Genomic DNA, 26,025 nt, shown 5'->3' with positions numbered 1-26,025 from the left:
TTTTCGTACCTGTCGGTCATTAACGGCATAGGACAACCAAAAGGAGGGGGATTCGATGGTGACGTTGGTATTGCGTCCGTTGCTGCGCACGGGCTTGCTGGTGGCGTTGAGCGGTACTCCCTGGTGGGCCGCTTCGGCCCTGGCCCAGGAGGCGGCCCGCCGGCATTACGAGATTCCCGCGGGCAGTCTCGCCCAGGCGCTGACGCGCTTCGCCGCGGAGTCCGGCGTCAACCTGGCGGTGGATCCGGGACTGGTGGGCAAGCGCGCCAGCGCTGGGCTCAATGGCGACTTTGGCGTGGAGGAGGGCTTCAGCCGGCTGCTGGCCGGCTCAGGGCTGCGGCTGCAGCCGCTGGGTGAGCGTGACTTCACCCTGGCGCCGGCCCCCCAGGACAGTGGTGTCCAGGAGCTGGCCAGTACCTCCATCGTCGCCTCCAGCCTGCAGGCGGACGACGCCCCCTACGCCGGTGGCCAGGTCGCGCGGCAAGGCTCCCAGGGGTTGCTGGGCAATCGCGACTTCATGGACACGCCCTTCAGCCAGACGTCCTACACCGCCCAGACCGTGCAGAATCTCCAGGCCCGCACCCTGACCGACCTGATCGCCAGCGACCCCTCGGTGCGCTCCACCAATCCGTCGGGTGGTCGCTTCGAGCAATTCACCATCCGCGGTTTCAGCCTGTTCAACAGCGATGTGGCCTACAACGGTCTCTATGGCGTGCTGCCGACCTATTCCATCGACATGGAGATGGCCGAGCGGGTCGACATCCTCAAGGGGCCGAGCCAGCTGCTCAACGGCATCTCGCCCCGCGGCAGCGTCGGCGGCGGCATCAACGTGGTGCCCAAGCGCGCCACCGATCAGCCCATCACCGAAATCACCGGCAGCTACGCGTCCGACAGCCAGGTGGGCGGGGCCGTGGACATCGGTCGTCGCTTCGGCGAGGACAATCGCTTCGGCCTGCGCTTCAACGGTGTCAAGCAAGCGGGCGACACCACCTGGGATCACCAGCACGTCGATCGCCAGATGGGCGTGCTCGGCCTGGACTATCGCGTGGAGCGCCTGCGCCTGGGCCTCGATCTCGGCCACACCGAACGCGACACCGACGCGCCCCAGGAGCGGGTGCTGGTGGGGGCCAACGCCCGGGTACCCGATGCCGACGACGTGCGCCACAACTATGCCCAGCGCTGGACCCGCGCCCAGACCAAGGACACCTTCGGCGCCCTGCGCGGCGAATTCGACGTCGACGACTCGCTGATGGTCTATGGCGCCGTGGGCGCGCGCCGCAGCGATCACGACTTCCTCCGCCACAACGTCTCCATCACCAACAACGCTGGCGATTTCAGCGTCCAGCCGCGCGATTTCACCCGCGACGAGAACGTGCGCACCGCCAACCTGGGCGCGCGCAAATGGCTGCAGACCGGACCGGTCAGCCATGAACTCAATGTCAGCGCCGACTACTTCTACATGGACTTCGAGAACGGCGGCGGTCGCTATGCCAGTGGGCCGAGCAACCTGTACAACCCCAGTAACCTGCCCGCGCCGGGCGTCCAGACCCGCTCCGACGGCAAGGACTACACCGAGAACCGCTTCAGTGGCGTGGCCCTGGCCGACACCCTGGGCTTCTTCGACGACCGCCTGCTGGTCACCCTGGGCGCCCGCTGGCAGCGGGTCAAGGTGGACGACTGGTCCGATGGCGTGAAGCAACCCACCGCCTACGACGAGGAAAAGGTCTCGCCCTCGGCGGGCGTGCTGTTCAAGGCCACCGAGCGGCTGTCGCTCTATGCCAACTACATGGAAGGCCTCAGCCAGGGCAAGATCGCGCCGTCCACCGCGCTGAACGAGGACGAGATCTTCCCGCCCTTCATCAGCCGCCAGGCGGAAGTGGGGGCCAAGTACGACTTCGGCGCGGTGGCCCTGACCGCCAGCGCCTTCCGCATCAAGCAGCCGGCCTACGAGACCAATGCCACCAGCCGCGTCTTCGGTCCCAACGGCAAGCGCGTCAACGACGGGGTGGAGCTGAGCGTGTTCGGCGAGCCGCTGGCCGGCTTCCGCGTGCTCGGCGGCCTGATGTACATCGACAGCGAACTCAAGGACACCGTCGGCGGCTCCTTCGATGGCAACCGCGCCCCGGCCACGCCCAGACTCAATGCCAACCTCGGCGCCGAACTGGACATCCCGGCGGTGCCGGGCCTGACCCTGACCGGACGGGGGATCTACACCAGCTCCCAGTACCTGGACCAGGCCAACAGCAAGGAAATCGACGCCTGGCATCGCTTCGACGTGGGAGCGCGCTACGCCTTCAAGGTCGACGCCACCCGCGTGACCGTGCGTGCCTCGGTGGAAAACGTGATGAACGAGCGCTACTGGGCCTCCGCCGGCGCCTCGGACGACAGCGAACCGGGCCTGACCATCTCCACGCCGCGGACCCTGGTCTTTTCCACCACCCTGGCGTTCTGAGCAGGCGTTATCCACCCCTGCGCTAGGCGTGTCGCCGCCCGGCGCAGGGGCGACTTCCGCGCATCGCCAACGGGGGCAGAACGGTGGCCCCTCAGGCGTCATTCATCGGCAGGAGTGAGCGGCATACAGAGCGGGAACAGCTGCCTATCAGGCGTTTTGGCACGTGATTTCAAGGGCGGACCCGCCGGGCGTTCGGGCCCTTTATCGCCCGCATTTTGGTGAAAGTGGCGCGACTTCAAAGACTCGATCTTTTTCGGGAATGGCGGTTGAAGGATGAGAATGAAACTGATTATCGTTTACGAAGATAAACGTCCAGAGGTCTGACGCCATGCTTCAACCATCCCTCAGTCGCGATACCGCAACAGCCGACAACGCCTTCTTTCTCGCTCGCCAGGCGCGCTTCGAATCCAGGGTCCGCAGCTACCCCCGCAAGCTGCCGCTGGCCATCGCCAAGGCCGCCGGGATCTGGGTGACCGACGTCGAAGGCAAGACTTACCTGGATTGCCTGGCCGGAGCCGGCACTCTGGCCCTGGGGCACAACCATCCGGCCGTCACCGAGGCCATCACCGATTTTCTCGGCAGCGGCCTGCCGATGCACAGCCTGGATCTCACCACGCCTCTCAAGGATGCCTTCAGCGAGCGCCTGCTGGGCCTGCTGCCGGGCCGCGCGGAAGACTACTGCCTGCAATTCTGCGGTCCGTCCGGTGCCGATGCGGTGGAGGCGGCGCTGAAGCTGGCCAAGCGCGTCACCGGACGCAGCAACGTGGTCGCCTTTTCCGGGGGCTACCACGGCATGACCCACGGCGCCCTGGCGGTGACCGGCAATCTCTCGCCCAAGCAGGGGGTGGCCGGGCTGATGCCCGGGGTGCAATTTTTGCCCTATCCCCACGAGTACCGCTGCCCGCTGGGGCTGGGCGGCGAGCAGGGCGTCGCGGCCCTGGCGCGCTATCTGGAAAGATTCTTCGGCGACGTGGAAAGCGGCGTCTGCCGGCCGGCGGCGGTGATCGTCGAGGCGGTGCAGGGGGAGGGCGGCGTCAATCCCGCACCGGTGGCCTGGCTGCGGACCCTGCGGCAGGTCACCCGGGAGCACGGCATCCTGCTCATCGTCGACGAGGTCCAGACCGGTTTCGGCCGCACCGGCGCGCTGTTCGCCTGCCAGCATGCCGGCATCGAGCCGGACATCCTGGTGCTGTCCAAGGCCGTGGGCGGTGGCCTGCCGCTGGCCCTGCTGGCGATTCGGCGGGAGTTCGACGCCTGGGAGCCCGGTGGCCATACCGGCACCTTCCGCGGCAACCAGCTGGCCATGGCCACCGGGCTCGCCACCCTGGAGGTCATCGAGCGCGACGGCCTGGTCAGCCATGCGGCCCAGCTCGGGGGCTGGCTCAGGCGCCATCTGGAGCGGCTACGCGAGCGTTTCCCCGCGATCGGCAATGTCCGCGGGCTGGGGCTGATGCTGGGCCTGGAAATCGTCGAGGCGGGTGGCGCGGCGGATGCGCTCGGCAGCCTGCCGGCCGATCCCGCCCTGGCGGCGGCCATCCAGCGCCACTGTTTCGCCCAGGGACTGCTGCTCGAACGCGGCGGCCGGGACGGCAACGTGGTGCGGCTGCTGCCGCCGCTGATCCTCCAGGAAAGCCATTGCCTGGTGCTGCTCGAACGCCTGGAGGCGGCCCTCGTGGCGGCCCTGGCCGAGCCCCGTGGCTGAGCACAAGGCACCACCCGAGTGCCGTGACACCGGATCGCCCGCAGGGACGCGCAACCTCTTGGACACTGCCATGACTTCTCTAGAATCCACGCTGCTTTCCCGCATCGTCAGCGAGCTGGCGTCTTCCCACGCCCTGATGAATTGCCTCATCAAGGAATTCGCCCTGCCGGAGCGGTGCCTGTCTTATGCCTGGCCGGAAGACCGGCGCGGTATCGCCCCGGCCAACTATCTCGGCTGGTTGCAAGACGGCGGCGTGCCCCTGCTGATCGCCTTTCCCGGCGACCGCCAGTTCTTCCTCGTCGTCGATCGGCAGGATGAACTCGGCAGCCAGCGCTATCTCTCCGATATCTATGTCCGGCGCGGGAACCAGGCCTGGCATTGCCCGGACTTCGCCGCCTTCATCGATTTTCTGCTGGAGGCCTGCGAAGAACTCGCCGGCGCCCACAATGGCGAATTGCTGCAGCAGGTCCTGCAGAGCCAGCACCTGACCGCGGCCATCGTCGACCACGTGCAGGTCTCGCGCCATCCCGCGCCGCTCAGCGACTACCTGGCCAGCGAGCAGGGGCTGTGGTTCGGCCATCCCAATCACCCGGCACCCAAGGCACGGCGCTGGCCGGAGCCCCTGCCGGCCGAGGCCTATGCCCCGGAGCTGCACACCAGCACCGCCATGCACGTGCTGGAGGTGCCCCGCGCCGGCTTGCAGGTGGCCGGCAACGGCCTGAGCGACGCCCAGGTGCTGCAGGGCTTCGTGGACCAGGCGCAGGCCGCCCCTGAGCGGGCGCGCATCGTGCTGCACCCGGTCCAGGCGCAGCTGTTCCTCGGCGATCCCCGGGTCCAGGCGCTGGTCAGCCAGGGGGTGATCCGCGACCTCGGCGCCAGCGGCGCCCTGGCCAGTCCCACCGCCTCCATGCGCACCTGGTACCGCCCAGGCCATGCCTTCTTCATCAAGGGCTCGCTCAACGTGCGCATCACCAATTGCGTGCGCAAGAACGCCTGGTACGAACTGCAGAGCACCCTGATCGTCGACCGCCTCATGCAGCGCCTGCAGGGGCGGGTGGCGGGGCTGGACATGGTGCGCGAGCCGGGTGCCCTGAGCTGGGCGCCGCCGGCCGCCAGTGCCGAGGACGAGCGCTGGTTCCGCGAGCAGACCGGCGCCATCCTGCGCGAGAATTTCTGCCTGGAGCATGGCGCCGACTGCTGCCTGCTGGCCGGCACCCTGTTCGCCCGCGACACCCGCCTGCAGCCGCTGCTGCAGGACTTCCTCAGCCGCTGCGGCAGCCAGCCGGTCAGCGACGAAACCCGGCTGGCCTGGTTCCAGGACTACCAGCGGCTGCTGCTGGGGCCGGTGCTGCGGCTGTTCTTCGAGCACGGCGTGGTGCTGGAGCCGCACCTGCAGAATTGCGTGCTGGTGCATGACAACGGTCGGCCCGTCCGACTGCTGCTGCGCGACTTCGAAGGCATCAAGCTGACCGATACCCTCGGCGCCGAGGCCCTGGACGCCCACGTCCAGCCCCGGGTGCGCCAGTCGTTGCTCTACAGTCGCGACCAGGGCTGGCGGCGCATCGCCTATTGCCTGTTCGTCAACAACCTCGCCGAGGCGGTGCTGGCGCTGAGCTGGGAGCGTCCGCACCTGGCGCCGCGCCTGTGGCGGCAGGTGGAAGCCGAGCTGATCGCCATCCGCCGGGACCTGCAACGCGCCGCGCCCGAGCTGGATGCGCTGATCGCCGGCCAGCCGATTCCCTGCAAGACCAATCTCAAGGTGCGCCTCGCCGCCCAGGCCGATCGCCACGCCGGCTACGTGCAGTTGCCTTGCCCCTGGGGCGCGGAGGTGCGTCATGGCTGAGCTACCTGCCGCGGTCCGCGCCGCCCTGGTGGAGGCCCAGGCGCAGTCCGGCGATCCCCTGGCGGCCTTCGTCTATGACCTCGACGCCCTGCGGCGGCACGTCGCCGCGCTGATGGCCGAATTGCCCCCGGGCGTGGAGCTGTACTACGCCATCAAGGCCAACAGCGAGGCACCGGTCCTGGCGGCCCTGGCGCCGCTGGTGCACGGCTTCGAGGTCTCCTCCGGGGGCGAGATCGATCGCCTCGCCGCCTGCCCGCAGCGCAAGCCGTTCATCTTCTCCGGTCCGGGCAAGCTGGATTCCGACCTGCGCACCGCCCTGAGCGCCGGGGTCGAAGCCATCCACCTGGAGAGCCTCGGCGAGATCCAGCGCCTGCAACGCCTGGCGCTTTCCCTGGGACGGCTGCAGCCGGTGTACATCCGCATCAATCCGCAATTGCCGGCCGGGCTGACCAGCACCCTGGCCATGGCCGGCACGGCGACGCCCTTCGGCTTCGACGAAGCCGATCTGCACGCCGCGGTGGCGGCGGTAGAGGCGGCCAGCCACCTGCAGCTGCAGGGCTTCCATGTGCATGCCCTGTCGCACCAGCACTCGGTGGAGCGCCATCTGCAACTGCTGGACTTCTACCTGCAGCGCTGGCCGCACTGGCGCGGCCTGGCCCGGCGCCCGGAAAGCGTGGTGCGGCTCAACGTCGGTGGCGGCATTGGGGTGGACTATCGCGAAGGCCGGCGATTCGACTGGGCGCGGCTGTGCGGGCACCTGCGCGCCCGCTTGGCCGAACAGGCGCAGCCGCCGCTGATCCGCTTCGAACCGGGACGTTTCCTCGCGGCCTTCTGCGGCTACTACGCCATGGAGGTGCTGGATACCAAGACCAGCCACGGCCAGCACTTCCTGGTCTGTCGCGGCGGGACCCACCAGTTCCGCCTGCCGGTGGCCCAGGGGCACGATCATCCGGTGCTGCACCTGCCCCGCGAGGGGCGGGCGACCGCGACTGGAGGCAAGGCCTGGACAGTGGTGGGGCAGCTCTGTACCCCCAAGGACATCCTCAGCCGCGGCCAGCCGCTGGGTGAGGTCCGGGTCGGCGACCTGCTGGTGATGCCCCTGGCCGGCGCCTATGGCTACAACATCTCCCACGCGGATTTCCTCTGCCATCCGCGCCCGCGGCAGCTGTTCCTCGCCGGCAACGGGAGTGTCCCGGCGTGAGCGTTGCGATCCCGCGGGTCTGGGTGGCGGTGAACGTGCTGCTGGGCACGGTCACCGTCAGCCTGGCCAATACCGCGCTCAATCCGGCGCTGCCGGCCTTCATCGCCGCCTTCGACCTGGGTCCGCTGCTGGCTAGCTGGATCGTCGCCGGCTTCATGGTAGCCATGGGCATCACCATGCCGCTGACCGGCTTTCTCGCCGGGCGCATCGGCCGGCGGCGACTCTATCGCCTCGGGCTGCTGGCCTTCATCGCCGGCTCGGCGCTGGGCGCCCTGGCCGATTCCATCGCCGGCGTGCTGCTGGCGCGGATGGTCCAGGGGGTAGCCAGCGGCCTGATGATTCCCCTGGCGCTGGGCATCATCTTTTCCGTCTATCCCAAGGAGGAGCGTGGCCGGGTGACCGGCTGGTGGGGTGGGGCGGTGATGCTGGCGCCGGCGGTGGGGCCGTTGTGCGGCAGTCTGCTGCTGGAGGTGTTCGACTGGCGCGCCCTGTTCTTGCTCAACGTCCCGGTGGGCCTGCTGGCCCTGGCCATAGGGCAGGTGGTGCTGCCCGCGGATGGCCCCCGCGAACGCAAGCCCTTCGACCTGGCCGGCTACCTGCTGATCGCCAGTGGCCTGGGGCTGCTGCTGGTAACCCTTGGCCGGCTGCGCGAGCTGGCGGCGCTGGCCGACCCCCTCAATCTGCTCGCGCTGGCCGCCGGCGTCCTGTGCCTGCTGGTCTTCGTCCGGTTGCAACTGCGACGCAGCCAGCCGCTGCTGCCGCTGCGCCTGTTCGCCCTGCGCGGCTATCGGGCCAGCGTCATCATCGCCGTGGTCCAGGCGGTGGGCATGTTCGAATGCCTGGTGCTGCTGCCGCTGCTGGTCCAGCTGGTGCTGGGCCATAGCGCCCTATGGACCGGCCTGGCGCTGCTCTGCACCGCCCTGGCGGCGGCGCTGTTCGGCCAGGTCGGCGGTCGCCTGCTCGACCGCCGCGGACCCCGCGGGGTGATCGCCACCGGGCTGGCGCTCAGCGGTCTCGCCACCCTGGCCCTCGGTGTGGTCGGCAGCCATGCCGGACTCGCCTGGATCTACGCGCTGATGGTGCTGCGGGGCGTCGGTCTGGGGCTGTCCTACATGCCGGCCACCACCGCAGGCCTCAACAGCCTGCCGGATGCCCAGGTCACCCAGGGCGCGGCCATGAACAACATCGCCCGGCGCCTGGTGTCCTCGGTGGCCGTGGTGGCCGCCTCCCTGTGGCTGGAACTGCGCCTGGGCGGCGCGGCCGGCTGGGGCCCGCGCCAGGCCGCCACCGGCGTCGCCATCCAGGACGCCTTCATCGCCACCGGCCTGTTCATCCTGCTGGCACTGCCCTGGGCCTGGCGCTTTCCCGCCGCTCAACCCCTTTCCGTTCGGAGGTACTCATGACCGCTCAGCTTTCACTTGCCGCGCAGCCCTGGCCGTCGCCCGCCGATGCCGCTCTCTATCGCCAGGTCGAGCAGCGCGTGGTGGCGCAGCTGCTGCAGACGCTGATCTACGAAGAGGTGCTCAGGGCCGAGGTCCAGCCGCTGGCCGAGGGGCTGGCAGCGTATCGCCTGGCCGGTACCGCCGCCGATGGCACACCCGTGCAGTACTTGGGCTATGCGCCCGCAGATGCCAGCTTCGGCCTGATCCGCCTGGATCCGCAGCAGCTAGTGCGCCAGGATGCCCAGGGGAGCCGCGCGCCGACGCTGCACGAGACCCTGGCCGAATTGCTCGGCGAGCAGAGCGACTCGCCGCTGTGGCCGCGCTTCGTCCAGGAGCTGGAGCAGACGCTGCTCAAGGATCTGCAGTCCCGCCGCCAGGACTACCGTCCCGCCCGCCCGGCCCACGAGCTGGACGTGGACGCCCTGGAGCGGCACTTCATGGACGCCCATGGCTACCACCCCTGCTACAAGTCGCGCATCGGCTTCTCCCTGGCCGAGAATCGCCGCTACGGACCGGAATTCGGCGAGCCGATCCAGCTGGTCTGGCTGGCCCTGGCGCGCGCGCGGGCCTCGGTGGGGCACTCCGGCCGCCTGGACTTTCCGGCCTTCATCGCCGCGGAGTTCGGGGTGGAGCGCTGGACGGCCCTGGCCGCCGAGTGGCGCGAACAGGGTCGGGCGTTGGACGACTACCAGTTGATCCCGGTGCATCCCTGGCAGTGGGAGCAGCACCTGGCCGCGCTGTTTCAGCCCGAACTGGTGAGCGGCGAGTTGCTCTACCTGGGCACCTCCCGCGACCAGTACGCGGCCCAGCAGTCCATCCGCACCCTGGCCAATCGCAGCGCGCCCGAGCGGCCCTACGTCAAGCTGGCGATGTGCCTGACCAATACCTCCAGCACCCGCATCCTGGCGCGCCACACGGTGCTCAACGGCCCACTCATCACCGACTGGCTGCAGCGCCTGATCGCAACCGATGCCACGGCCCGCGACCTGGACTTCGTGGTGCTCGGCGAGATCGCCGGCGCCGCCTACGACAGTCGTGCGTTGCCGGTCAGCCGGGCGGGGCAGGTCTACGGCACCCTCGGCGCCGTCTGGCGCGAGAGCATCCATGCCTATCTGCGCGCGGATGAACAGGCGGTACCCTTCAACGGCCTGACTCAGGTGGAGAATCGCTACGGCCAGGGCGCGCCATGGCCCTTCGTCGCCGCCTGGATCGAGCGCCACGGCCTCGACGCCTGGCTGCGGCAGCTGCTCAGGGTCACGGTGACGCCCCTCATGCACATGCTCCATGCCGAAGGCATCGGCATGGAGTCCCATGGCCAGAATATCGTGCTGATCCACCGCGACGGCTGGCCGCTGCGCATCGCCCTCAAGGACTTCCACGATGGTGTGCGCTACGCCGAGCGCCATCTGGCGCGCCCGGAATTGCGCCCGACCCTGGAGCCCTTGCCGGCGAGCCATGCGCGGATCAACCGCAACTCCTTCATCCTCACCGAGGACGTGGCGGCGGTGCGCGACTTCACCTGCGATGCCTTCTTCTTCATCGCCCTGGGCGAGCTGGCGGTGTTCCTGCGTCAGCACTTCGCCCTGGCCGAGGCCGACTTCTGGCAGGCGACCGCCACGGTCATCCTCGACTACCAGCGCGCCCATCCCCAGCACCGGGACCGCTATGCGCTGTTCGACGTCTTCGCCCCCACCTTCGAGGTGGAGGAGCTGACCAAGCGGCGCCTGCTGGGTGACGGCGAGCGGCGCTTCAAGGCGGTGGCCAACCCCCTGCATCCCTATCGGCCCGCCGCATGCTGAGGCGCAATCGACTCAAGGCCGCCCTGGCGGCCGGTACGCCCAGCCACGGCCTGTTCGCCTCGCTGCCCATGCCCGCCAGCATCGAGCTGATCGCCGAAGCCGGCTACGACTTCGTGATCATCGACATGGAGCACGTGCTGATCAATCCGGAAACCCTGGAGAACATGATCCGCACCGCCGAGAGCTACGACCTCACGCCGCTGGTGCGGGTGCCGGATGCCGAGCCCAAGCGCCTCTTGCGCCTGCTCGATGCCGGGGCCCAGGGGATCGTGCTGCCTTGCGTGGAGGACCCGGCGGTGCTGGCCGCCGCGGTGCGCGCCTGCAAATACCACCCGGAGGGCGAGCGCAGCCTCAACGCCGGTCGCCCGGGCTCCTTCGGCAAGACCAGCCTGGCCGACTACGTGAACCGCGCCAATGCGCAGATCCTGATAGTCGCCATGATCGAGAGCGCCGCGGGCGTCGCCCGGGCGGCTGAGATCGCCGCGGTGCCCGGGGTGGACCTGCTGCTCGAAGGAGCGGCGGACCTGTCGCAGTCCCTCGGCCGCCCCTGGCGCCTCGCCGATCCCGAGGTGCAGGAAGCCCTGCGCCAGACCTGGGCCGCCGCCCAGCGGCAGGGCACACCCTACTGCGCCATCCCCCGGCAGCCGGAGGACCTCGACCTCTGGCGCGCCCGGGGCGTCACCACCTTCGTGCTCGGCGACGAGCGCGGCATCGCCTTTCGGGCCCTGCAGGCCCGCCTGACCGCCCATTCCTGCGGAGAATCCCCATGAACGCCCAGACCCTCGCCACCGACCTGATCCTGCAGGACCTGTTCGACTGCCTGCTGGCCGAAGACGTCTTCGCCCCCATGCCTGTGACCCTGGCGGCCGCGACCACGGAACATCCCGCCGCGCTGCAGCCGGCCGCCCCGGAGGAGCGCCTCTGGGAGTGCTGCTGCGATTCCCGCGAGCAGCGTTTCATCGCCGCGCGGGTGCGCCCGGGCATTACCCAGGCCTGGGTGAAGGTGCCCGGTACGCCGATCTTGGCGCGCCAGGGCGACGCCTGGAGCACCCTCACGCCGGATGCCTTCGTCACCCTGGTGTTCGCCGAGGTGGCCGCCGATCCAGAGCAGGCGCGGGGCATCGCGCTGTTGCGCGAGACCCTGGCCACCAGTCTGCGGCAGACCCGGCTGTCCCTGGAACAACCCCTGGTCCCGGGTCCGCTGCTGGAGGGCGACGGTAAGGCCGCCTTCCTGCAACTGGAACGCTGGGCGGCTCTGCGGGATCGACCCTATCACCCCCTGGCCAAGGCCAAGCTGGGGCTGAGCGACGCCGACTACCAGGCCTACCAGGCCGAATTCGGCCAACCCGTGCGCCTGGCCTGGGTCGCGGTGCGCCGCGATCAGCTGCTGTGCGGAGAGGGTGTGGCGGCCGCTTCCCAGGGACCGGGGGCCGACTTGCTGACCCCGGCGGCGCTGGCCGAATTGCAGGCCGAATTGCAGCAGCGCGGCCTGGCGGCGACTCACGTGGCGCTGCCGGTACACCCCTGGCAACTCGCCGAGGGTCTGCCGGGTCGGCTGGACGAGGCCTTCGCCAGCGGCGTCTGCCAGCAGCTGGACTACGCCGGCGCTCGCTGCCACGCGACCTCGTCGCTGCGATCCATGCTGATGGAGGAGGGCGCGGGCGTGACCCAGCTGAAGTTGCCCATGGCGGTGCATTCCCTGGGCGCCTCGCGCTACCTGCCGGCGGTGAAGATGATCAACGGCTCGCGCAGCGAAGCCTTGCTGCGCCAGGCGCGCGCCCTGGACCCGGTGCTCGCCGAGAGCCTGCACCTGTGCGACGAGTCTCGCTGGTGGGCCTTCATGCCACCGGCAGCGACCCTGTTCGACGAGGCACCGCGGCATCTATCGGCCATGGTGCGCGGCTATCCCGCGGCGCTGCTGGCCGATCCCGATTGCCGCCTGCTGCCCATGGCCGCGCTCGGTACGCCACTGCCGGGCAGCCGTCGGCATTTCTTCGACGACTGGCTCGCGGCCCGGGCGCTGGCGCCGACCCCGGCCAATGTCCAGCTGTTGCTGGGTGAGCTGTGCCACAGCTTCATCGATCTCAACCTGCGGCTGTTCCGCCTCGGCCTGCTCGGCGAGGTGCACGGGCAGAACGCCGTGCTGGTCTGGCGCGCCGGACGCATCCAGGGTCTGCTGCTACGCGACCACGATTCCCTGCGCCTGTACGTGCCCTGGCTGGAGCGCCAGGGGCTGGCCGATCCGCAGTACCGGATCAAGCCCGGTCATGCCCAGACGCTCTATCACGAGCATCCGCGCGACCTGCTGTTCTGGTTCCAGACCCTGGGCATCCAAGTCAACCTCAGGGCCATCTTCGAGACCGTCGCGAGCTGCTACGCTGTCCCGCTGACCGCCGCCTGGACGCTGCTGCGCGAGGTGCTGGAGGAGCGCATCGCAGCCCTGGACTTCGACGCCGAGGCTCGGGCACTGCTTCGGGAGACGCTGTTCGAGGCACCGGACTGGCCGCAGAAGTGGCTGCTGCGCCCGATGATCGAGCGGGCCGGTGGGCCCGGCAGCATGCCGTTCGGCAAGGGCAGGGTGGTCAATCCCTTTCATCAGGTGAGCCATGCCCCCTAGTGTTTCCTCTGTAATAACCCGCCGCCGCCTGCTCGGGCTCGGCGGCGTGCTCGCCACCGGCCTGGCGCTGCAGCCGGGCGTGGCCCGCGCGCAGCCAACCCGGGTGGCCACGCTGTTCCAGGGCGCCACCGACAGCGCCGTGGCCCTGGGGCTCAGGCCTTGCGGGGTTGTGGAGTCCTGGAGCGAGAAACCGGTCTATCGCTACCTGCGCCCGGCGCTGGCAGGGGTGCCCTCGCTGGGCCTGGAAACCCAGCCGAGTCTGGAGGACCTGGCGCTGCTGGCGCCGGACCTGATCGTCGCCTCGCGCTTTCGCCATGGCCGGATCGCACCCTTGCTGCAGCAGTTGTGCCCGGTGGTGATGCTGGAGGAGGTCTTCGAATTCAAGCAGACCCTACTGGCCCTGGGCACCGCCGCGGGGCGTGAAGCGGAGGCCACGGCCCTGCTGCAGGCCTGGCAGGCGCGCATCGCCCACCTGCGCGAGGCACTGCAACGGCACTACGGGCCCCAGTGGCCGCCGACGGTGGCGGTGCTGGACGTGCGCGCCGATCACCTGCGCAGCTATCTGCCCGACAGCTTCGCCGGGCGGGTACTCAGCGAGCTGGGCTTCGCCTGGCCGGCGGCCAGCCAGGGCAGCACCGCGCCCTCGATCAAGCTGACTTCCCGGGAAAGCCTGCCGGTGGTGGAGGCCGACGTCTTCTTCATCTTCCTGCGCGCCGACCAGGCCGCGGTGCAGCGCAACTACGAGCGTCTGGTGGAGCATCCGCTTTGGCAGCGCCTGAGCGCACCCCGGCGCGGTCAGGTCTGGCGGGTCGATGGGGTGGCCTGGAGCCTGGGCGGCGGCATACTGGCGGCGAATCTGCTGCTGGACGACATCCAGCGCGTCCTGGCCGAACAGGGGGCCGCATGAGCGCACCCCTCAGACTGCTGCTGCTCGCCCTGGCCCTGGCGTTGATCGCCGTGCTGAGTCTCTCGGTGGGCGCCCGCTGGATCGCGCCCACTAGCGTAGTGGCGGCCCTGGTGCAGGATCCCTCGCTGGGGCTGGACGCCACCCTGGTCAACACCACTCGGCTGACGCGCCTGCTGGTCGCCCTGGTGGTGGGTGCCAATCTGGCGGTGGCCGGCGCCCTGATGCAGGCCATGACGCGCAATCCCCTGGCTTCGCCGGGGCTGTTCGGCATCAACGCCGGCGCCACCTTCGCCCTGGTGCTGGGCATCACCCTGCTGGGGCTGTCCAGCACCGAAAGCTGGATACTCTGCGCGCTGCTGGGCGCGGCGGTGGCCGGCAGCCTGGTCTGGACCCTGGGCAACCGGGGCCAGGCGCGCCTGACACCGCTGCGCATCGTGCTGGCCGGCGCCGCCCTGGCGGCCCTGTTTACCGCCTTCAGCCAGGCGCTGCTGGTGATCAACCAGGAAGGCCTGGACAGCGTGCTGTTCTGGCTGGCCGGTTCGGTGGGTGAGCGCAACCTCGCCACGGCTGCGCCCCTGCTGGTGTTCAGCCTGCTGGCCCTGGCCGCCGCCGGGGTCCTGGCCGGGCAGCTCGATGTGCTGGTCGCCGGTGACGACCTGGCCCGTGGCCTGGGCCAGCCCATCGGCCTGATCCGGTTGCTGGCCGGGGTGCTGGTGATCTGCCTGGCCGGCAGCGCCGTGGCCCTGGCTGGCAACATCGGCTTCATCGGCCTGATGGTGCCGCACCTGGTACGCGGGCTGTTGGCCCGCGCGCGACACGAGCATCGCTGGCTGATCCCCGGCTGCGCCCTGGGCGGGGCCCTGCTGCTGGTGCTGGCCGACAGCCTGGCGCGGGTGGTGATCCTGCCCCAGGAGGTACCCGTGGGCATCATGACCGCGCTGTTCGGCGGGCCCTTCTTCATCCATCTGGCGCGTCGAGGAGGCCGTCATGGCCGCTGAGATCGTCTGGCGGCTCGGCCGTTTCTCCCGCCGCCTGGCCCCGGCCACCCTGGGGCGGCTCGCCGTCGCCGCGCTGGTGGCCCTGGCGGCCTTGCTGCTGTGCCTCTGCCTGGGCAAGGTCTGGTTGACGCCCACCCAGGTGCTGGCCGCCTTGGCCGACGACGCGCATGGCGGCCTGAGCTTCATCGTCATGCAGCTGCGCCTGCCGCGGGCGTTGCTGGCCGCCCTGGTCGGCAGCGCCCTGGCGGTGTCCGGCCTGCTGCTGCAGGGCCTGGTGCGCAATCCCCTGGCCTCGCCGGACCTGCTGGGCATCACCAGTGGCGCCAGCGCCGGGGCGGTCTTCTATCTGGCGGTTCTGGCCGGCAGCCTGGGGCCCCATGCTCTGCCGCTGGCCGCGATGCTCGGTGCGGGCCTGGCGGCGCTGCTGGTCTATGGCCTGGCCTGGAACCATGGCGCCTCGCCGTTGCGGCTGGTGCTGGTGGGGGTAGGGGTGTCGGCCATGCTCGCCGCGGCCACCACCTTCCTGCTGGTGTTCAGTCCGCTGACCACCACGCTGTCCGCCTACGTCTGGCTGACCGGCAGCGTCTATGGCGCCAGCTGGCCGGAGGTGCGCGCCCTGGGGCTGTGGTGGCTGGTCCTGTTGCTGCCGCTGGCGGCCCTGGCGCGCCACGCCGTGCTGGCGCAACTCGACGACGACCTGGCCCGCGGCCTCGGGGTGCGCCTGCAGCGGCAGCGCGCGGCTTTGCTGGCGCTGGCCGTGGCCCTGGCCGGCGTCGCCATCGCCTGGGGGGGCGCCATCGCCTTCGTCGGGCTCATCGCGCCCCATATCGCCCGCCGCCTGCTGCCCGCGGGTTTCGCCGCTCAGGCGCTGATGGCGGCCCTGGCGGGGGCGTTGCTGGTGATGCTCGCCGACCTCCTGGGTCGTACCCTGTTCCTGCCCCTGGATCTGCCGGCCGGCATCTTCGTCGCCGCCCTGGGGGCGCCCTTTTTCCTCTACCTGCTGATCCGGCAGCGTCCCTGAAGGAGTCTTCATGGCAACCCTGGCCAGCCGCGGCCTGACCCTCGGCTACGGCACCCAGACCATCATCGAGGCCCTCGACCTCGAATTATCGCCGGGGCGTGTCTCGGTTCTCATCGGCAGCAACGGCTCCGGCAAGAGCACCCTGCTCAAGGCCTGCGCCCGGCTGCTGGAACCGCGCCAGGGCCAGGTGCTGCTCGACGGCCAGGACATCCACCGGCAGTCCACCGCCGCCCTGGCCCGGCAACTGGCGGTCCTGCCACAGACCCCGGTGGCGCCCGAGGGCATAAGCGTGCGGCAACTGGTGAGCCTGGGCCGCTATCCCTACCAGAACTGGATGCGCCAATGGTCGGCGGACGATGCCGCGGCGGTGGACAAGGCGCTGCGCCTCACCGACCTGCTGGCGTTGGCGGAGCGGCCGGTGGACGACCTCTCCGGCGGTCAGCGCCAACGCGCCTGGATCGCCCTGACCCTGGCCCAGGACACCGATTGCCTGCTGCTGGACGAGCCCACCACCTACCTGGACCTGGCGCACCAGATCGAGGTGCTGGACCTGCTACGTCAGCTGAATCGGGAGGAGGGCAAGACCATCGTCATGGTGCTACACGATCTCAATCTCGCCTGCCGCTACGCCGATCACCTGGTCGCCGTCCATCAGCGTCGTGCCTTCGCCCAGGGCGCACCCGCAGAGGTATTGACGGAAGCCCTGGTCCGGGAAGTGTTCGCCCTGGAATGCCGGATCATCGCCGATCCCTATTTCGGCACGCCGCTGTGCATTCCCTTTGGTCGCGAGGTACCGCCATGTGCCTGAGGCCCGCCCTCGACAGCGCCCAGCGGGACGAGTTGCGCGCCACCTTCGGCCTGCGCGAAGCCAGTGAGCGCGACGGGCAGCACAGCCAGCCGGTGGCCGCCTGGCTGGACGCCGCACGCTGCGCCGAGTTGCTCGACGACCTGGCGGAGCGGATGGCAGCGCCTACCCGGCGGGTCGCGGCGTCGCTGTTGACCAAACGGCTGGGCTTTCTCACCACCGGGGTGGCCTTCCAGGCCCTGTCGGCCTATGACCGGTGCCTGGACCTGACGCCGGGCAATGTCTGGATCGAGGATGGCCACGTCCAGGGGCGCTGGCGATCGGCCCTGCCGTTGAGCGATACCCGGCCGCTGCCCGCCTTGGAGGATCACGCCACGGCCCGAGCACTACTGGCCCGCACCCTGTTCGGCGAGCTGCTGCGGCCGCTCTGGGAGACTCTGGCGCGGGTTGGCCGCGTCTCGCCCCGCATCCTCTGGGAGAACGCCGCGGTGCGGCTCTATTCGCTGTACGACCGGCGCCTCGCCGAACTCGATGATCCGGCCATTCGCGCCCGCTGCGCCGAGGATTTCGCCTGGCTGCTGGCGGCGACGCCGGCGGAACTTGGGCTGGAGACCAATCCGCTGGCGCAGTTCCGCCGGCCTGCGACGGCCAATACCCTTGGGCGCCCCGTTCGCTTCCGGCGCACCTGCTGCTTCTACTACCAGGCCACGGCGCCCGCCGAATACTGCAGCAACTGCCCGCTGATCCGCCCCCGGGAGGCCGCATGCCCGGCCCCCTGAGCGAGCTGCCGGCCGAACTGATCGCCGGGTACGCCGAGGTAGCCGCCTCGACCCTGGGCCATCTCGGGCGCACGGGCTATCTGCCCGAACTCATGCCGGTGGTGGCCAATACGCGTCTGCTGGGCCGGGTGGTGACGGCGCGCATTCCCTTACCCCATGGCGCCCTGTTGCGCGAGGCTCTGATCGCCAGTCGCCCGGGCGACGTCCTGGTGATCGAGGCCGTGGGCGATCCCCACTGCGCCTGCTGGGGCGAATTGCGCACCCTGGCCGCCTTGATCAAGGGCCTGGCCGGCGTGGTGGTGAATGGCGCCATCACCGACGTCCAGGCGCTTCGTCAACTCGGCCTGCCGGTCTTCCACCGCCGTATCAGCGCCGTCACCACCCAGGGTGGCGAGGCGCTGGGCGAATTGAACGTCGAACTGCAGCTCGGCGAGACCCGCGTCTGCCCCGGTGACCTGGCCCTCGGAGACGACGATGGCCTGTTCGTCCTGTCGCCCGCGCGGGCCGCAGCCTTGCTGCCCGGTGCGCTGGCCAAGGAGGCCGCGGACCAGGCACGGCGCGCGCAGCTGCTACAGCGGCTGACCGAAGGGCGCTGAAGCCGCTATTCCGGCTTGGTGCCGATCTGCTCGCGCAACAACTCTAGGTAGCGGCGCGCGCCCAGGCCCAGGGGGCGATTCTTGATCCAGATGACGTCGATCCAGCGGCGGATCTGGCTGGCCATGTTGTCGAATTGCACCTGCTCGAGCAGGCCGGCGGCGATCAGCGGCCGCACCAGCGGGTGGGGCAGATAGGCCCAGCCCAGCCCGGCCTGCACCAGGTCCAGCGTCGCCAGGTAGCTGTCGGTCAGCCAGACCCGTTGCGACAGCACGATCTGCGGGTCCGAGGCATTACGGTCGCCCCCGGCCGCCACGATCTGGCGGGTATCGGCCATCAGCGTTTCGCCCAGTGGCCGATCCTGGCGGGAGGCGGGATAGCCGGGCGCGGCCACCGCTGTGAGCAACTGGCTCCCAGCCTCGGCGAAACCTTCCAGCGCGTTGATGCCCGGGCGCTCGAAGATCAGCGCCATGTCCACGCTGCCCTCGTGCAGCAGGCGGATCGCCTCGGCGCGGGCGGCCGAGCGGATCTCGATTTCCAAGGCCGGAAATTCCTCGGCCAGGGTCACCAGCGGGCGGCTCCAGGCGCCGGTCTGCAACTCCGGCGCCATCACCAGCACGAAGCGCCGCTCAAGGCCTGCGTGCAATTGCAGGGCATGGGCGTCGAGCAACGTGAGCTGGCTGGCCACCTGCCGCGCCTGGGGTTCGAGGGCGCGCGCGGCGGGGGTCGGCAAGGCCTTCCGGGTGGCGCGATCGAACAGCACCAGGTCCAGCTCGGCTTCCAGTTGGGAGATCGCCATATTCACCGCGGAGGGCACCCGCCCCAGGACGCGAGCCGCGGCGGAAAAGGAGCCCTCGTCGATCACGGCGAGAAAGACCCGGAGCGCTTCGCTGGTAAAGGCCATGGTTGTCAATTTCGTTGATAACGATCGTCTTTTTGTATCAGTCAGACCGGCTTAGAGTCCAGCAGACCACAACGGAGACAGCCACATGAGCGAGTCGATGGCGGGCCAGGTGGCCCTGATCAGTGGTGCCGGCAGCGAATCCGGTATCGGCATGGCGATCGCCCGGCGCCTGGGCGCGGCGGGGGCGCGGTTGATCGTCACCGCCAGCAGCGCCCGGATCGCCGAGCGGGTGGCGGAGTTGCGCGCCGCCGGCTTCACCGCCGAAGGCCGGGCGCTGGATCTCACCGAGGAGACGGCCGTTGGCGAGTTCTGCCAGTGGGCCGAGGCGCGCTGGGGCCGTATCGACATCCTGGTCAACAATGCCGGCATGGCCATGCAGGGCAGTCCCGAGCCCCTGGTCGAGGTGGCGCGGATGACTCTGGCCGACTGGAATCTGACCTTGGCGCGCAACCTGACCACGGCCTTCTTGCTGACCCGCGCCGTATTGCCCGGCATGCAGGCGCGCGGCTATGGCCGCATCGTCCACGTCAGTTCCGCCACCGGCACCCGGGCGGGCATTCCGCAGGCCGCGGCCTACAGCGCGGCCAAGGCGGCCATGGTCGGCATGAACATGAGTCTGGCGCTGGAGGTGGCCGGGCAGGGCATCACGGTCAACGCCGTGGCGCCCGGCTGGATCGAGACCGCCTCCAGCCTGCCGGAAGAATTGCAGGCCGCGACCCGGGTGCCCGTGGGCCGCGCCGGTCGTCCCGCCGAGGTCGCCGCGGCGGTGGCCTTCCTGGCTTCGTCCGAGGCCAGCTACATCACCGGGGAATACCTAGTGGTGGACGGTGGCAACAGCCGCATCGAAAACAAGGGGGCCTGACATGCAGCCAGTCGTGCTGATCAGCGGGGTTTTGGGGGGCATCGGCCAGGCGGTGCGTGCGCACTTTCTGCAGGCCGGCTGGCGGGTCTTCGGTACCGATCTCGATGGCGCGGCCCTGGCGGCGCTCGAGGCCGAAGGTGGCCTTGCCGGCCAGCACGCCGCCGACCTGCGCCAGGCCAGCGCCAGCCGGGAGGTGGTCGCCAGCGCCCTCAACCGCCTCGGTCGGCTCGACGCCTTGGTCAATTGCGCCGGTGTCTGGCGCGAAGGCCCAGCCGAGACCTTCAGCGAGGAAGACTTCGACCTGGTGCTGGACGTCAATCTGAAGGCCAGCTTCTTTCTCTGCGCCGCGGCCATTCCCGCGCTGCGGGACACCCGGGGCGCCATCGTCAACCTGAGCAGCGATGCCGGTCGCCAGGGCAATCGCAATGCCGCCGTCTACTGCGCCAGCAAGGGGGCGGTGACCCTGATGACCAAGGCCCTGGCCCTGGATCTGGCGCCCAGCGGGGTGCGCTGCAACAGCATCTCCCCCGGCGATGTGGCGACGCCCATGCTGAGCTTTCAGGCCGAGCGCTATGGCGACGGCAATCCCGCCGCCTACCTGCAGGACCTGTTGGCCAAGTATCCGCAAGGTGAAGCGGCGCGCTTCATCCAGCCCGAGGAGGTCGCCGAGCTGGCCTTTTTCCTGTGCCAACCCGCCGCCCGCTCCATCACCGGCGCAGACCTGGCCATCGATTGCGGCGTCTCGGCCGGGCACTGAGCCCGAGCCGATTCGCCCTCCACCCCAAGAGGAGTCCGAAATGACCACCAGTGGTATCAGCGAAGCCGCCGTGCAGAGCTTCGTCGCGGCCGAACGCGAGCGCTTCCTGGCGCGCAATCCCAAGTCCCTGGCCCTGGCCGAGCGCGCCCGGCACTCGCTGTTCGGCGGTGTGCCCATGCACTGGATGAACGACTGGTCGATGCCCAGTGCGCTGTTCGTCAGCCATGCCCAGGGCTCGCGCTTCCATGACGTCGATGGCCACGAATATATCGACTTCTGCCTGGGCGACACCGGCAGCATGTTCGGCCATTCACCGGCGCCCATCGCCCGGGCCCTGGCCGAGCAGGGCGCCCGCGGACTCACCACCATGCTGCCCGGCGAGGATGCCGTGGTCGCCGGGGAACTGCTCGCCGAGCGCTTCGGCCTGCCATTTTGGCAGGTAGCGACCACCGCCACCGATGCCAACCGCTATGTCATCCGCTGGGCGCGCGCCATCACCAATCGCAAGATGCTGCTGGTGTTCGACGGCTGCTATCACGGCACCGTCGACGATGTCATGGTGCGCCATCAGGAGGGGCGTACCGTGCACCGCGGCGGCCTGATCGGCCAGGCCCACAACCTGGCCGAGACCAGCCGGGCGGTGCCCTTCAACGACCTCGCGGCGCTGGAGGCGGCACTGGCGAAAGGCGACGTCGCCGCGCTGATCTGCGAGCCGGCCATGACCAACATCGGCATGGTGCTGCCCGCCCCGGGGTTCATGGAGCAGGTCCGCGCCCTGACCCGGCAGTACGGCACCCTGCTGATCATCGACGAGACCCATACCCTGTCCACCGGTCCCGGCGGCTGCACCCGTGCCTGGAATCTCCAGCCGGACTTCATCACCTTCGGCAAGCCCATCGCCGGTGGCGTGCCCTGTTCGGCCTATGGCTGCAGCCACGAGATGGCGCAGGCCATGCGCCTGGCGCAGCAGCATGCCAGCGAGACCAGCCACGGCCATGGGCACAGCGGCATGGGCACGACGCTGTCGGCCAATGCCCTGGCCATGCGCTGCCTGCGCGTCAGCTTGGAAGAGGTCATGACCCCGGCCGCCTATGCACGGATGCTGCCGCTGGCGGCGCGACTGGCCGCCGGCCTGCGCGAGGTGATCGCCCGCCATGGCCTGGCCTGGTCGGTGACGGAGCTGGGCGCCCGCTGCGAATTCCAATTCTGCGCCACGCCGCCCACCACCGGCGCCGAGGCGGAAGCCGCCTTCCACGACAGCCTGCAGCAGGCGCTGCACCTCTACCTGATCAACCGGGGCATCCTCATCACCCCCTTCCACAACATGACCCTGTGCTGCCCGGATCTCGAAGCGGCGGACGTCGACCGCCTGCTGGCCACCCTCGACCAGGCTCTTGGCGAGCTCCTGGCGTTGCCCAGCGCCCGGGAGTGTCAGCCATGAACTTCGCCGACGCCCAGGAAGCCCGTGACTTCCTCGCCGCCCACCCCGAGGTGCGCAGCATCGAACTCATGCTGATCGACGCCAATGGCGTGCCGCGCGGCAAGCTGCTGCACCGTGACGAATTGCTGGCCATCTACGAGGAGGGCCGGCCGCTGCCCAGCTCCATCCTGGCGCTGACCCTGCAGGGGGAGGACGTCGAGGCCACCGGCCTGGTCTGGGAGGTCGCCGATGTCGACTGCTGGACCTATCCGCTGCCCGGCAGCCTGACCCTGCAACCCTGGCGCAGCACCCCGACCGGCCAGGTGCAGGTGAGCATGCACCCGACCCAGGGCCTGCCGGCCACCCCCGCCGATCCCCGGCATGCCCTGGTACGGGTGATCGAGCGGCTGCAGGCCGACGGCTTCCAGCCGGTGATGGCGGTGGAGCTGGAGTTCTATCTGCTCGACCGCACCCGCGACGCCCAGGGCCGGCCGCAACCGGCGCTGCAGATGAATGGCGTACGACCCGGCTCGCCGCAGGTCTATGGGGTCTACGAACTGGAGCAGCTGCAGCCCTTTCTCGACGACCTCTACGCCGCCTGCGAGGTGCAGGGCCTGCCGGTGCGCACGGCCATCTCCGAATACGCCCCCGGCCAGCTCGAATTGACCCTGCTGCACCGCGTCGATGCCCTTCAGGCCATCGACGAGGGCATTCGCTACAAGCGCCTGGTCAAGGGGGTCGCTAACCGTCATGGCCTGCAGGCCTGCTTCATGGCCAAGCCGTTCGGCGACCAGGCCGGCAGTGGCCTGCACCTGCACGTCAGCCTCGCCGACGCCGCGGGCAACAACCTCTATGCCAGCGAAGACCCTCAGGGCACGCCGCTGCTGCGCCACTCCATCGGTGGCATGCAGCACCGGATGCTGGATGCCCTGGCGATCTTCTGTCCCAACGCCAACTCCTACCGCCGCTTCCAGGCCAACAGCTATGCGCCGCTGGCCAAGAGCTGGGGGGTCAACAACCGCAGCGTGTCCCTGCGCGTACCCGGCGGTCCGGCCAGCGGTCGCCACATCGAGCACCGCATCTGTGGCGCCGATGCCAATCCCTATCTGGCGGCCGCGGCCATCCTCGCCGCCATCCATGAAGGCATCCGTGACGAACGCGATCCGGGGCCGGCCACTGTCGGCAATGGCTACGAGCAGGCCACCGACTTCCTGCCCACCGACTGGCTGACCGCGCTACAGGCGCTGGAGCGCTCCAGCTGGATCCGGGAGGCACTGGGGGAGCGCTTCATCGAGGTGTACCTCGCCATCAAGCGCGCGGAGTACCGGCAATTCATGGCCGAGGTGGGCGAGCAGGACTGGCGCTGGTATCTGACCCACGCGTGAGGGCGGTCAGCCAGCCTCGCCCGGCACGGCGGTGATGCGGTTGATGGCGATGATGCCGCCGTTCCAGATCATCTCGACCGGCGCCGCCTGGATGACAGCGGTGACCAGCCGGGGAGTCAGTAGCGCCCAGCAATGACCCGCGGCACGGCGTACCGAGCGATAGCGCAGCCCCGGGCAGCCAGTGCGTTTGGCGGCGGCGCCCAGGCTGCGCGCCGCACCATAGTCGTCGGGCTCATAGATGGGATCGGCGGCGTCCAGCACCAGGGCGTCGCGCAGTCCCTGGTCGGAAAAGCTCACCGTCAGATTGCGGAAGACGAAGCGCTCGTACTTCAGCGTCGGCACCTTCGACCAATAGGCTTCCTGGTGATGGCGAACCTCGGCCAGCGCCGTATCGGCGTGATCGGCAAGATAAAGAACGCCGAAGCTGCCATCGCTGAAGCGTGTACCTGCAGGGTTGACGTGGGTGAAGGGGGCCGTTGCATAGGAACAGCCAGGAATGCCGAAGGGAATCTGGTCACGCGGGATCAGCTCCAGACGTCCCAGCTCGTTCTGCAGACGCGGGTTGGTCAGCGCCTGGAGTTGGTAGAGCGTTTCGAAATCTTCGGTATCGGCTACGTCATCGAATAGAGCGATGGGTGGAAACTTGGAGTTGACCAGCCGGTGTCCCTGCAGAGGCGCGCCCTTGAGCAGCGGCAGATCCTCCAGCTTTACCACCCTGCACCTCGCAGCACGTCGATACGCCGGAAGGTTTCGTACAGGGCGATCATATCGCCCTGGGCCATGATCTCCAGGGGCGACCGGCCATTGAAGAAGTCGTTGTGGTTGCCCATGGCGACGAAGCCATAGACGTTTTCCGGATTGTCGAAGACCACGCGCAAGGCGGAATGAATGTTCAGAACCAGGCTGATACGTTGCACTTGATCGGTATCCAGGCTGACCGACCACGCCGGATCCTTCTGCAGTGCGCGCGCATAGGTGCTGCGTGAGATACGCAGGATGCGGCAGCTTTGTTCGCTGGAGGCCTGCCACCTGTCGAGGATGTTGAGCGCTGTCCTGAGGCCAACGGTACCTTGGCTCTTCGAAAAGTCAGCTGTCGCGATGGCCGCCTGTAGCATGGCAATGCTCCTCAATCTGCAGATTTAAATATATCAATATTGTGTCTGCAGATAAAGTCCGTCGGTCTCGTCTTCTCTAGTGGTCGCGCTTGCGACTCTCCAATGCCGTCCGCCATTGCTCATCCCGCCGCGAGGACCGTCGATGCAGACGCTCGTCCAGCAGGGCGAGCGCCTTGGCGTGCTCCCCGGCGCGCATGAGCGCAACCAGCAGGGTGTCTTCGATGACCTCGCGCTGGGCGCCACTGCCGCCGATGCGGGCGACGTCCCCGCGCAGCGGTTCCAGCAGCCGGGCGCAACCTGGGTAGTCCTCCTCGGCAAAAGCCAGCAGGGCGCGGCAGAGCAGGGGGACTACCGGTCCGGCGGCCAGGCCGCCGTCGCGCAGGCGGCTTTCCAGTCCAGCGATACGGGCTTCCACCGCCAGACGATCCCCGATCGCTGCGGCGATCAGCGCCATATGGACGTCGGCGAAGGCCAGTCCCGGTTGCTGGAACAGCCCCTCCGCACTGGCGGCGGTGGCCTGCCAGAGCTCGGCGGGCACCTCATGGCCATAGAGTCCCAGGCGCCAGAGAAAGGAGGCGTTGTCGCTGACCCGATTGAGCGGGCCGGCGGTGGACGCCGCCGGCGCCACGAAGCGCTGATAGAGGTCCAGCGCGCCCTGGCTGTCACCCTGTTCCAGGGCCACCAGGGCGCCATGCCAGGCGATATGCCCATGCAGGGTGCCGTGGCGCGGATACTCGGGCAGCCAGCCGGCGATCAGGGCCTGCGTGGCCTGGCTGTCGCCGGATTCGTGCAGGACATGGGTCAGGGCATGGGCCGCATTGACGTTGTGGCGGCGCAGCTCGAGCGCCCGCTCGGTGAGCACTCGACCGCGGACCACATCGCCGTTCTCGCCATGGGACCAGCCGCGGTAGGTCAGGAACCACCAGTCGTCCGCGGCGAAATGGCGGGCATGGCGTTCGCAGAGGTCGACCCGCGCCTGGTTATGATCGGCCCGCCCGGAAAACGCCAGCAAGCCAAAGGCCCCCAGCGGCAGGCCAAGGATCAGGATGTCGCGTGGCCAGCGCTCGGCATGTTCCAGCGCGCCCTGCAGCGCCCGCGCGCCTTCCCCGCCGATCAGTCGCCGCAGGACCTCGACATGGCTGCGCTCGCGCTCCGTGCCAAGCCGCTCGACCAGCCGCTGCGCCCGCGCGATGGTCTCCCGGGCCGCGCCGGCCTGGTTGTCGATCAGCTGCAGCCGCGCCCGTGTTGCCAGCGCCAGCGCGAAATCAGGATCGGCCGCGATCGCCTCGTCCAGCGCCTCGGCCGCCCCGGGCCAGAGCGACAGCAGCAGGTCGACACCGGCCTGGTAGCGCTCGGCGGCGTGAGTGGAAGGGGTGGACAGTAGAAGGTCGTAGCGGTCGGTGGGAAAGGAAGGCATCTTCA

The 26,025-nt window shown here is 69.4% G+C and carries 22 protein-coding genes; 18 read left to right on the top strand and 4 right to left on the bottom strand.

What is annotated here, in order from left to right; genetic code table 11:
* Window positions 1–55 precede the first annotated feature (55 nt).
* From POR01S_RS05175 to POR01S_RS05110, 14 genes are all read left to right on the top strand, one after another.
* A complete protein-coding gene (locus tag POR01S_RS05175; RefSeq protein ID WP_042134219.1) occupies window positions 56–2,452 on the top strand; it encodes a TonB-dependent receptor in 2,397 nt (798 codons plus the stop codon).
* Between the two features lie 328 nt (window positions 2,453–2,780).
* Window positions 2,781–4,154, top strand: coding sequence for a diaminobutyrate--2-oxoglutarate transaminase (locus POR01S_RS05170; protein ID WP_042134218.1), 1,374 nt, complete (start codon window positions 2,781–2,783; stop codon window positions 4,152–4,154).
* Window positions 4,155–4,224: 70 nt separating this feature from the next.
* Window positions 4,225–5,997: an IucA/IucC family protein gene (locus POR01S_RS05165; RefSeq protein ID WP_042134216.1), complete on the top strand. Its 1,773-nt coding sequence runs from the start codon at window positions 4,225–4,227 to the stop codon at window positions 5,995–5,997.
* Window positions 5,990–7,198: a type III PLP-dependent enzyme gene (locus POR01S_RS05160; protein ID WP_042134214.1), complete on the top strand. Its 1,209-nt coding sequence runs from the start codon at window positions 5,990–5,992 to the stop codon at window positions 7,196–7,198. Before POR01S_RS05165 ends, POR01S_RS05160 begins: the two co-directional genes overlap by 8 nt.
* Window positions 7,195–8,601: a DHA2 family efflux MFS transporter permease subunit gene (locus POR01S_RS05155; protein ID WP_042134212.1), complete on the top strand. Its 1,407-nt coding sequence runs from the start codon at window positions 7,195–7,197 to the stop codon at window positions 8,599–8,601. The genes POR01S_RS05160 and POR01S_RS05155 overlap by 4 nt, the downstream gene beginning before the upstream one ends.
* The gene (locus POR01S_RS05150; protein WP_042134210.1) at window positions 8,598–10,439 is read left to right on the top strand and encodes an IucA/IucC family protein; all 1,842 of its coding nucleotides are present in this window, start codon (window positions 8,598–8,600) and stop codon (window positions 10,437–10,439) included. Before POR01S_RS05155 ends, POR01S_RS05150 begins: the two co-directional genes overlap by 4 nt.
* On the top strand, window positions 10,433–11,209 hold the full coding sequence (locus POR01S_RS05145) for an HpcH/HpaI aldolase family protein (RefSeq protein ID WP_042134208.1): 777 nt from the start codon (window positions 10,433–10,435) through the stop codon (window positions 11,207–11,209). Before POR01S_RS05150 ends, POR01S_RS05145 begins: the two co-directional genes overlap by 7 nt.
* Window positions 11,206–13,056 carry an IucA/IucC family protein gene (locus tag POR01S_RS05140; RefSeq protein WP_042134205.1) on the top strand — a complete coding sequence of 617 codons (1,851 nt, stop codon included), beginning with the start codon at window positions 11,206–11,208 and terminating at the stop codon, window positions 13,054–13,056. Before POR01S_RS05145 ends, POR01S_RS05140 begins: the two co-directional genes overlap by 4 nt.
* Window positions 13,046–13,963, top strand: a complete 918-nt coding sequence (locus POR01S_RS05135; protein WP_042134202.1) for an ABC transporter substrate-binding protein — start codon at window positions 13,046–13,048, stop codon at window positions 13,961–13,963. Before POR01S_RS05140 ends, POR01S_RS05135 begins: the two co-directional genes overlap by 11 nt.
* Window positions 13,960–14,961, top strand: a complete 1,002-nt coding sequence (locus POR01S_RS05130; protein ID WP_042134200.1) for a FecCD family ABC transporter permease — start codon at window positions 13,960–13,962, stop codon at window positions 14,959–14,961. The genes POR01S_RS05135 and POR01S_RS05130 overlap by 4 nt, the downstream gene beginning before the upstream one ends.
* Window positions 14,951–15,982, top strand: a complete 1,032-nt coding sequence (locus POR01S_RS05125; protein WP_042134198.1) for a FecCD family ABC transporter permease — start codon at window positions 14,951–14,953, stop codon at window positions 15,980–15,982. Before POR01S_RS05130 ends, POR01S_RS05125 begins: the two co-directional genes overlap by 11 nt.
* Window positions 15,983–15,992: 10 nt before the next feature.
* Entirely contained in the window at window positions 15,993–16,790 is a 798-nt protein-coding gene (locus POR01S_RS05120) for an ABC transporter ATP-binding protein (protein ID WP_042134196.1), read from the top strand.
* Window positions 16,781–17,566, top strand: coding sequence for an IucA/IucC family C-terminal-domain containing protein (locus POR01S_RS05115; protein WP_042134193.1), 786 nt, complete (start codon window positions 16,781–16,783; stop codon window positions 17,564–17,566). The genes POR01S_RS05120 and POR01S_RS05115 overlap by 10 nt, the downstream gene beginning before the upstream one ends.
* Complete coding sequence (locus POR01S_RS05110; RefSeq protein WP_042134191.1) at window positions 17,551–18,162, top strand: RraA family protein; 612 nt, start codon at window positions 17,551–17,553, stop codon at window positions 18,160–18,162. Before POR01S_RS05115 ends, POR01S_RS05110 begins: the two co-directional genes overlap by 16 nt.
* Before the next feature lie 5 nt (window positions 18,163–18,167).
* Here POR01S_RS05110 and POR01S_RS05105 read toward each other — a convergent pair whose 3' ends face one another.
* Window positions 18,168–19,064: a LysR family transcriptional regulator gene (locus POR01S_RS05105; protein ID WP_042134189.1), complete on the bottom strand. Its 897-nt coding sequence runs from the start codon at window positions 19,062–19,064 to the stop codon at window positions 18,168–18,170.
* Window positions 19,065–19,149: 85 nt separating this feature from the next.
* Between POR01S_RS05105 and POR01S_RS05100 the strand changes: the two genes are divergently transcribed.
* Genes POR01S_RS05100 through POR01S_RS05085 form a run of 4 tightly spaced genes read left to right on the top strand, consistent with a single transcriptional unit; the run spans window position 19,150 to window position 23,488 of the window.
* Window positions 19,150–19,926 (top strand): SDR family NAD(P)-dependent oxidoreductase, encoded by a 777-nt coding sequence (locus tag POR01S_RS05100; RefSeq protein ID WP_042134187.1) that lies wholly within the window; start codon window positions 19,150–19,152, stop codon window positions 19,924–19,926.
* A gap of 1 nt (window position 19,927) precedes the next feature.
* Complete coding sequence (locus POR01S_RS05095) at window positions 19,928–20,683, top strand: SDR family NAD(P)-dependent oxidoreductase (protein WP_027599326.1); 756 nt, start codon at window positions 19,928–19,930, stop codon at window positions 20,681–20,683.
* 40 nt (window positions 20,684–20,723) lie between these two features.
* Window positions 20,724–22,124, top strand: coding sequence for an aspartate aminotransferase family protein (locus tag POR01S_RS05090; RefSeq protein ID WP_027599327.1), 1,401 nt, complete (start codon window positions 20,724–20,726; stop codon window positions 22,122–22,124).
* Entirely contained in the window at window positions 22,121–23,488 is a 1,368-nt protein-coding gene (locus POR01S_RS05085; RefSeq protein ID WP_042134185.1) for a glutamine synthetase family protein, read from the top strand. Before POR01S_RS05090 ends, POR01S_RS05085 begins: the two co-directional genes overlap by 4 nt.
* 6 nt (window positions 23,489–23,494) lie before the next feature.
* Here POR01S_RS05085 and POR01S_RS05080 read toward each other — a convergent pair whose 3' ends face one another.
* From POR01S_RS05080 to POR01S_RS05070, 3 genes are all read right to left on the bottom strand, one after another.
* Window positions 23,495–24,202, bottom strand: coding sequence for an RES family NAD+ phosphorylase (locus tag POR01S_RS05080; RefSeq protein ID WP_042134183.1), 708 nt, complete (start codon window positions 24,200–24,202; stop codon window positions 23,495–23,497).
* Complete coding sequence (locus POR01S_RS05075) at window positions 24,196–24,603, bottom strand: antitoxin Xre-like helix-turn-helix domain-containing protein (RefSeq protein ID WP_042134181.1); 408 nt, start codon at window positions 24,601–24,603, stop codon at window positions 24,196–24,198. The genes POR01S_RS05080 and POR01S_RS05075 overlap by 7 nt, the downstream gene beginning before the upstream one ends.
* Before the next feature lie 76 nt (window positions 24,604–24,679).
* Window positions 24,680–26,020 carry a tetratricopeptide repeat protein gene (locus POR01S_RS05070; RefSeq protein ID WP_042134178.1) on the bottom strand — a complete coding sequence of 447 codons (1,341 nt, stop codon included), beginning with the start codon at window positions 26,018–26,020 and terminating at the stop codon, window positions 24,680–24,682.
* Window positions 26,021–26,025: the final 5 nt, after the last annotated feature.

The organism is Pseudomonas oryzihabitans NBRC 102199, from assembly GCF_000730625.1.
Lineage (GTDB): Bacteria > Pseudomonadota > Gammaproteobacteria > Pseudomonadales > Pseudomonadaceae > Chryseomonas > Chryseomonas oryzihabitans.
Note: the sequence above shows the minus strand (reverse complement) of the source record. Positions and strands in the feature narration are given on the sequence as shown.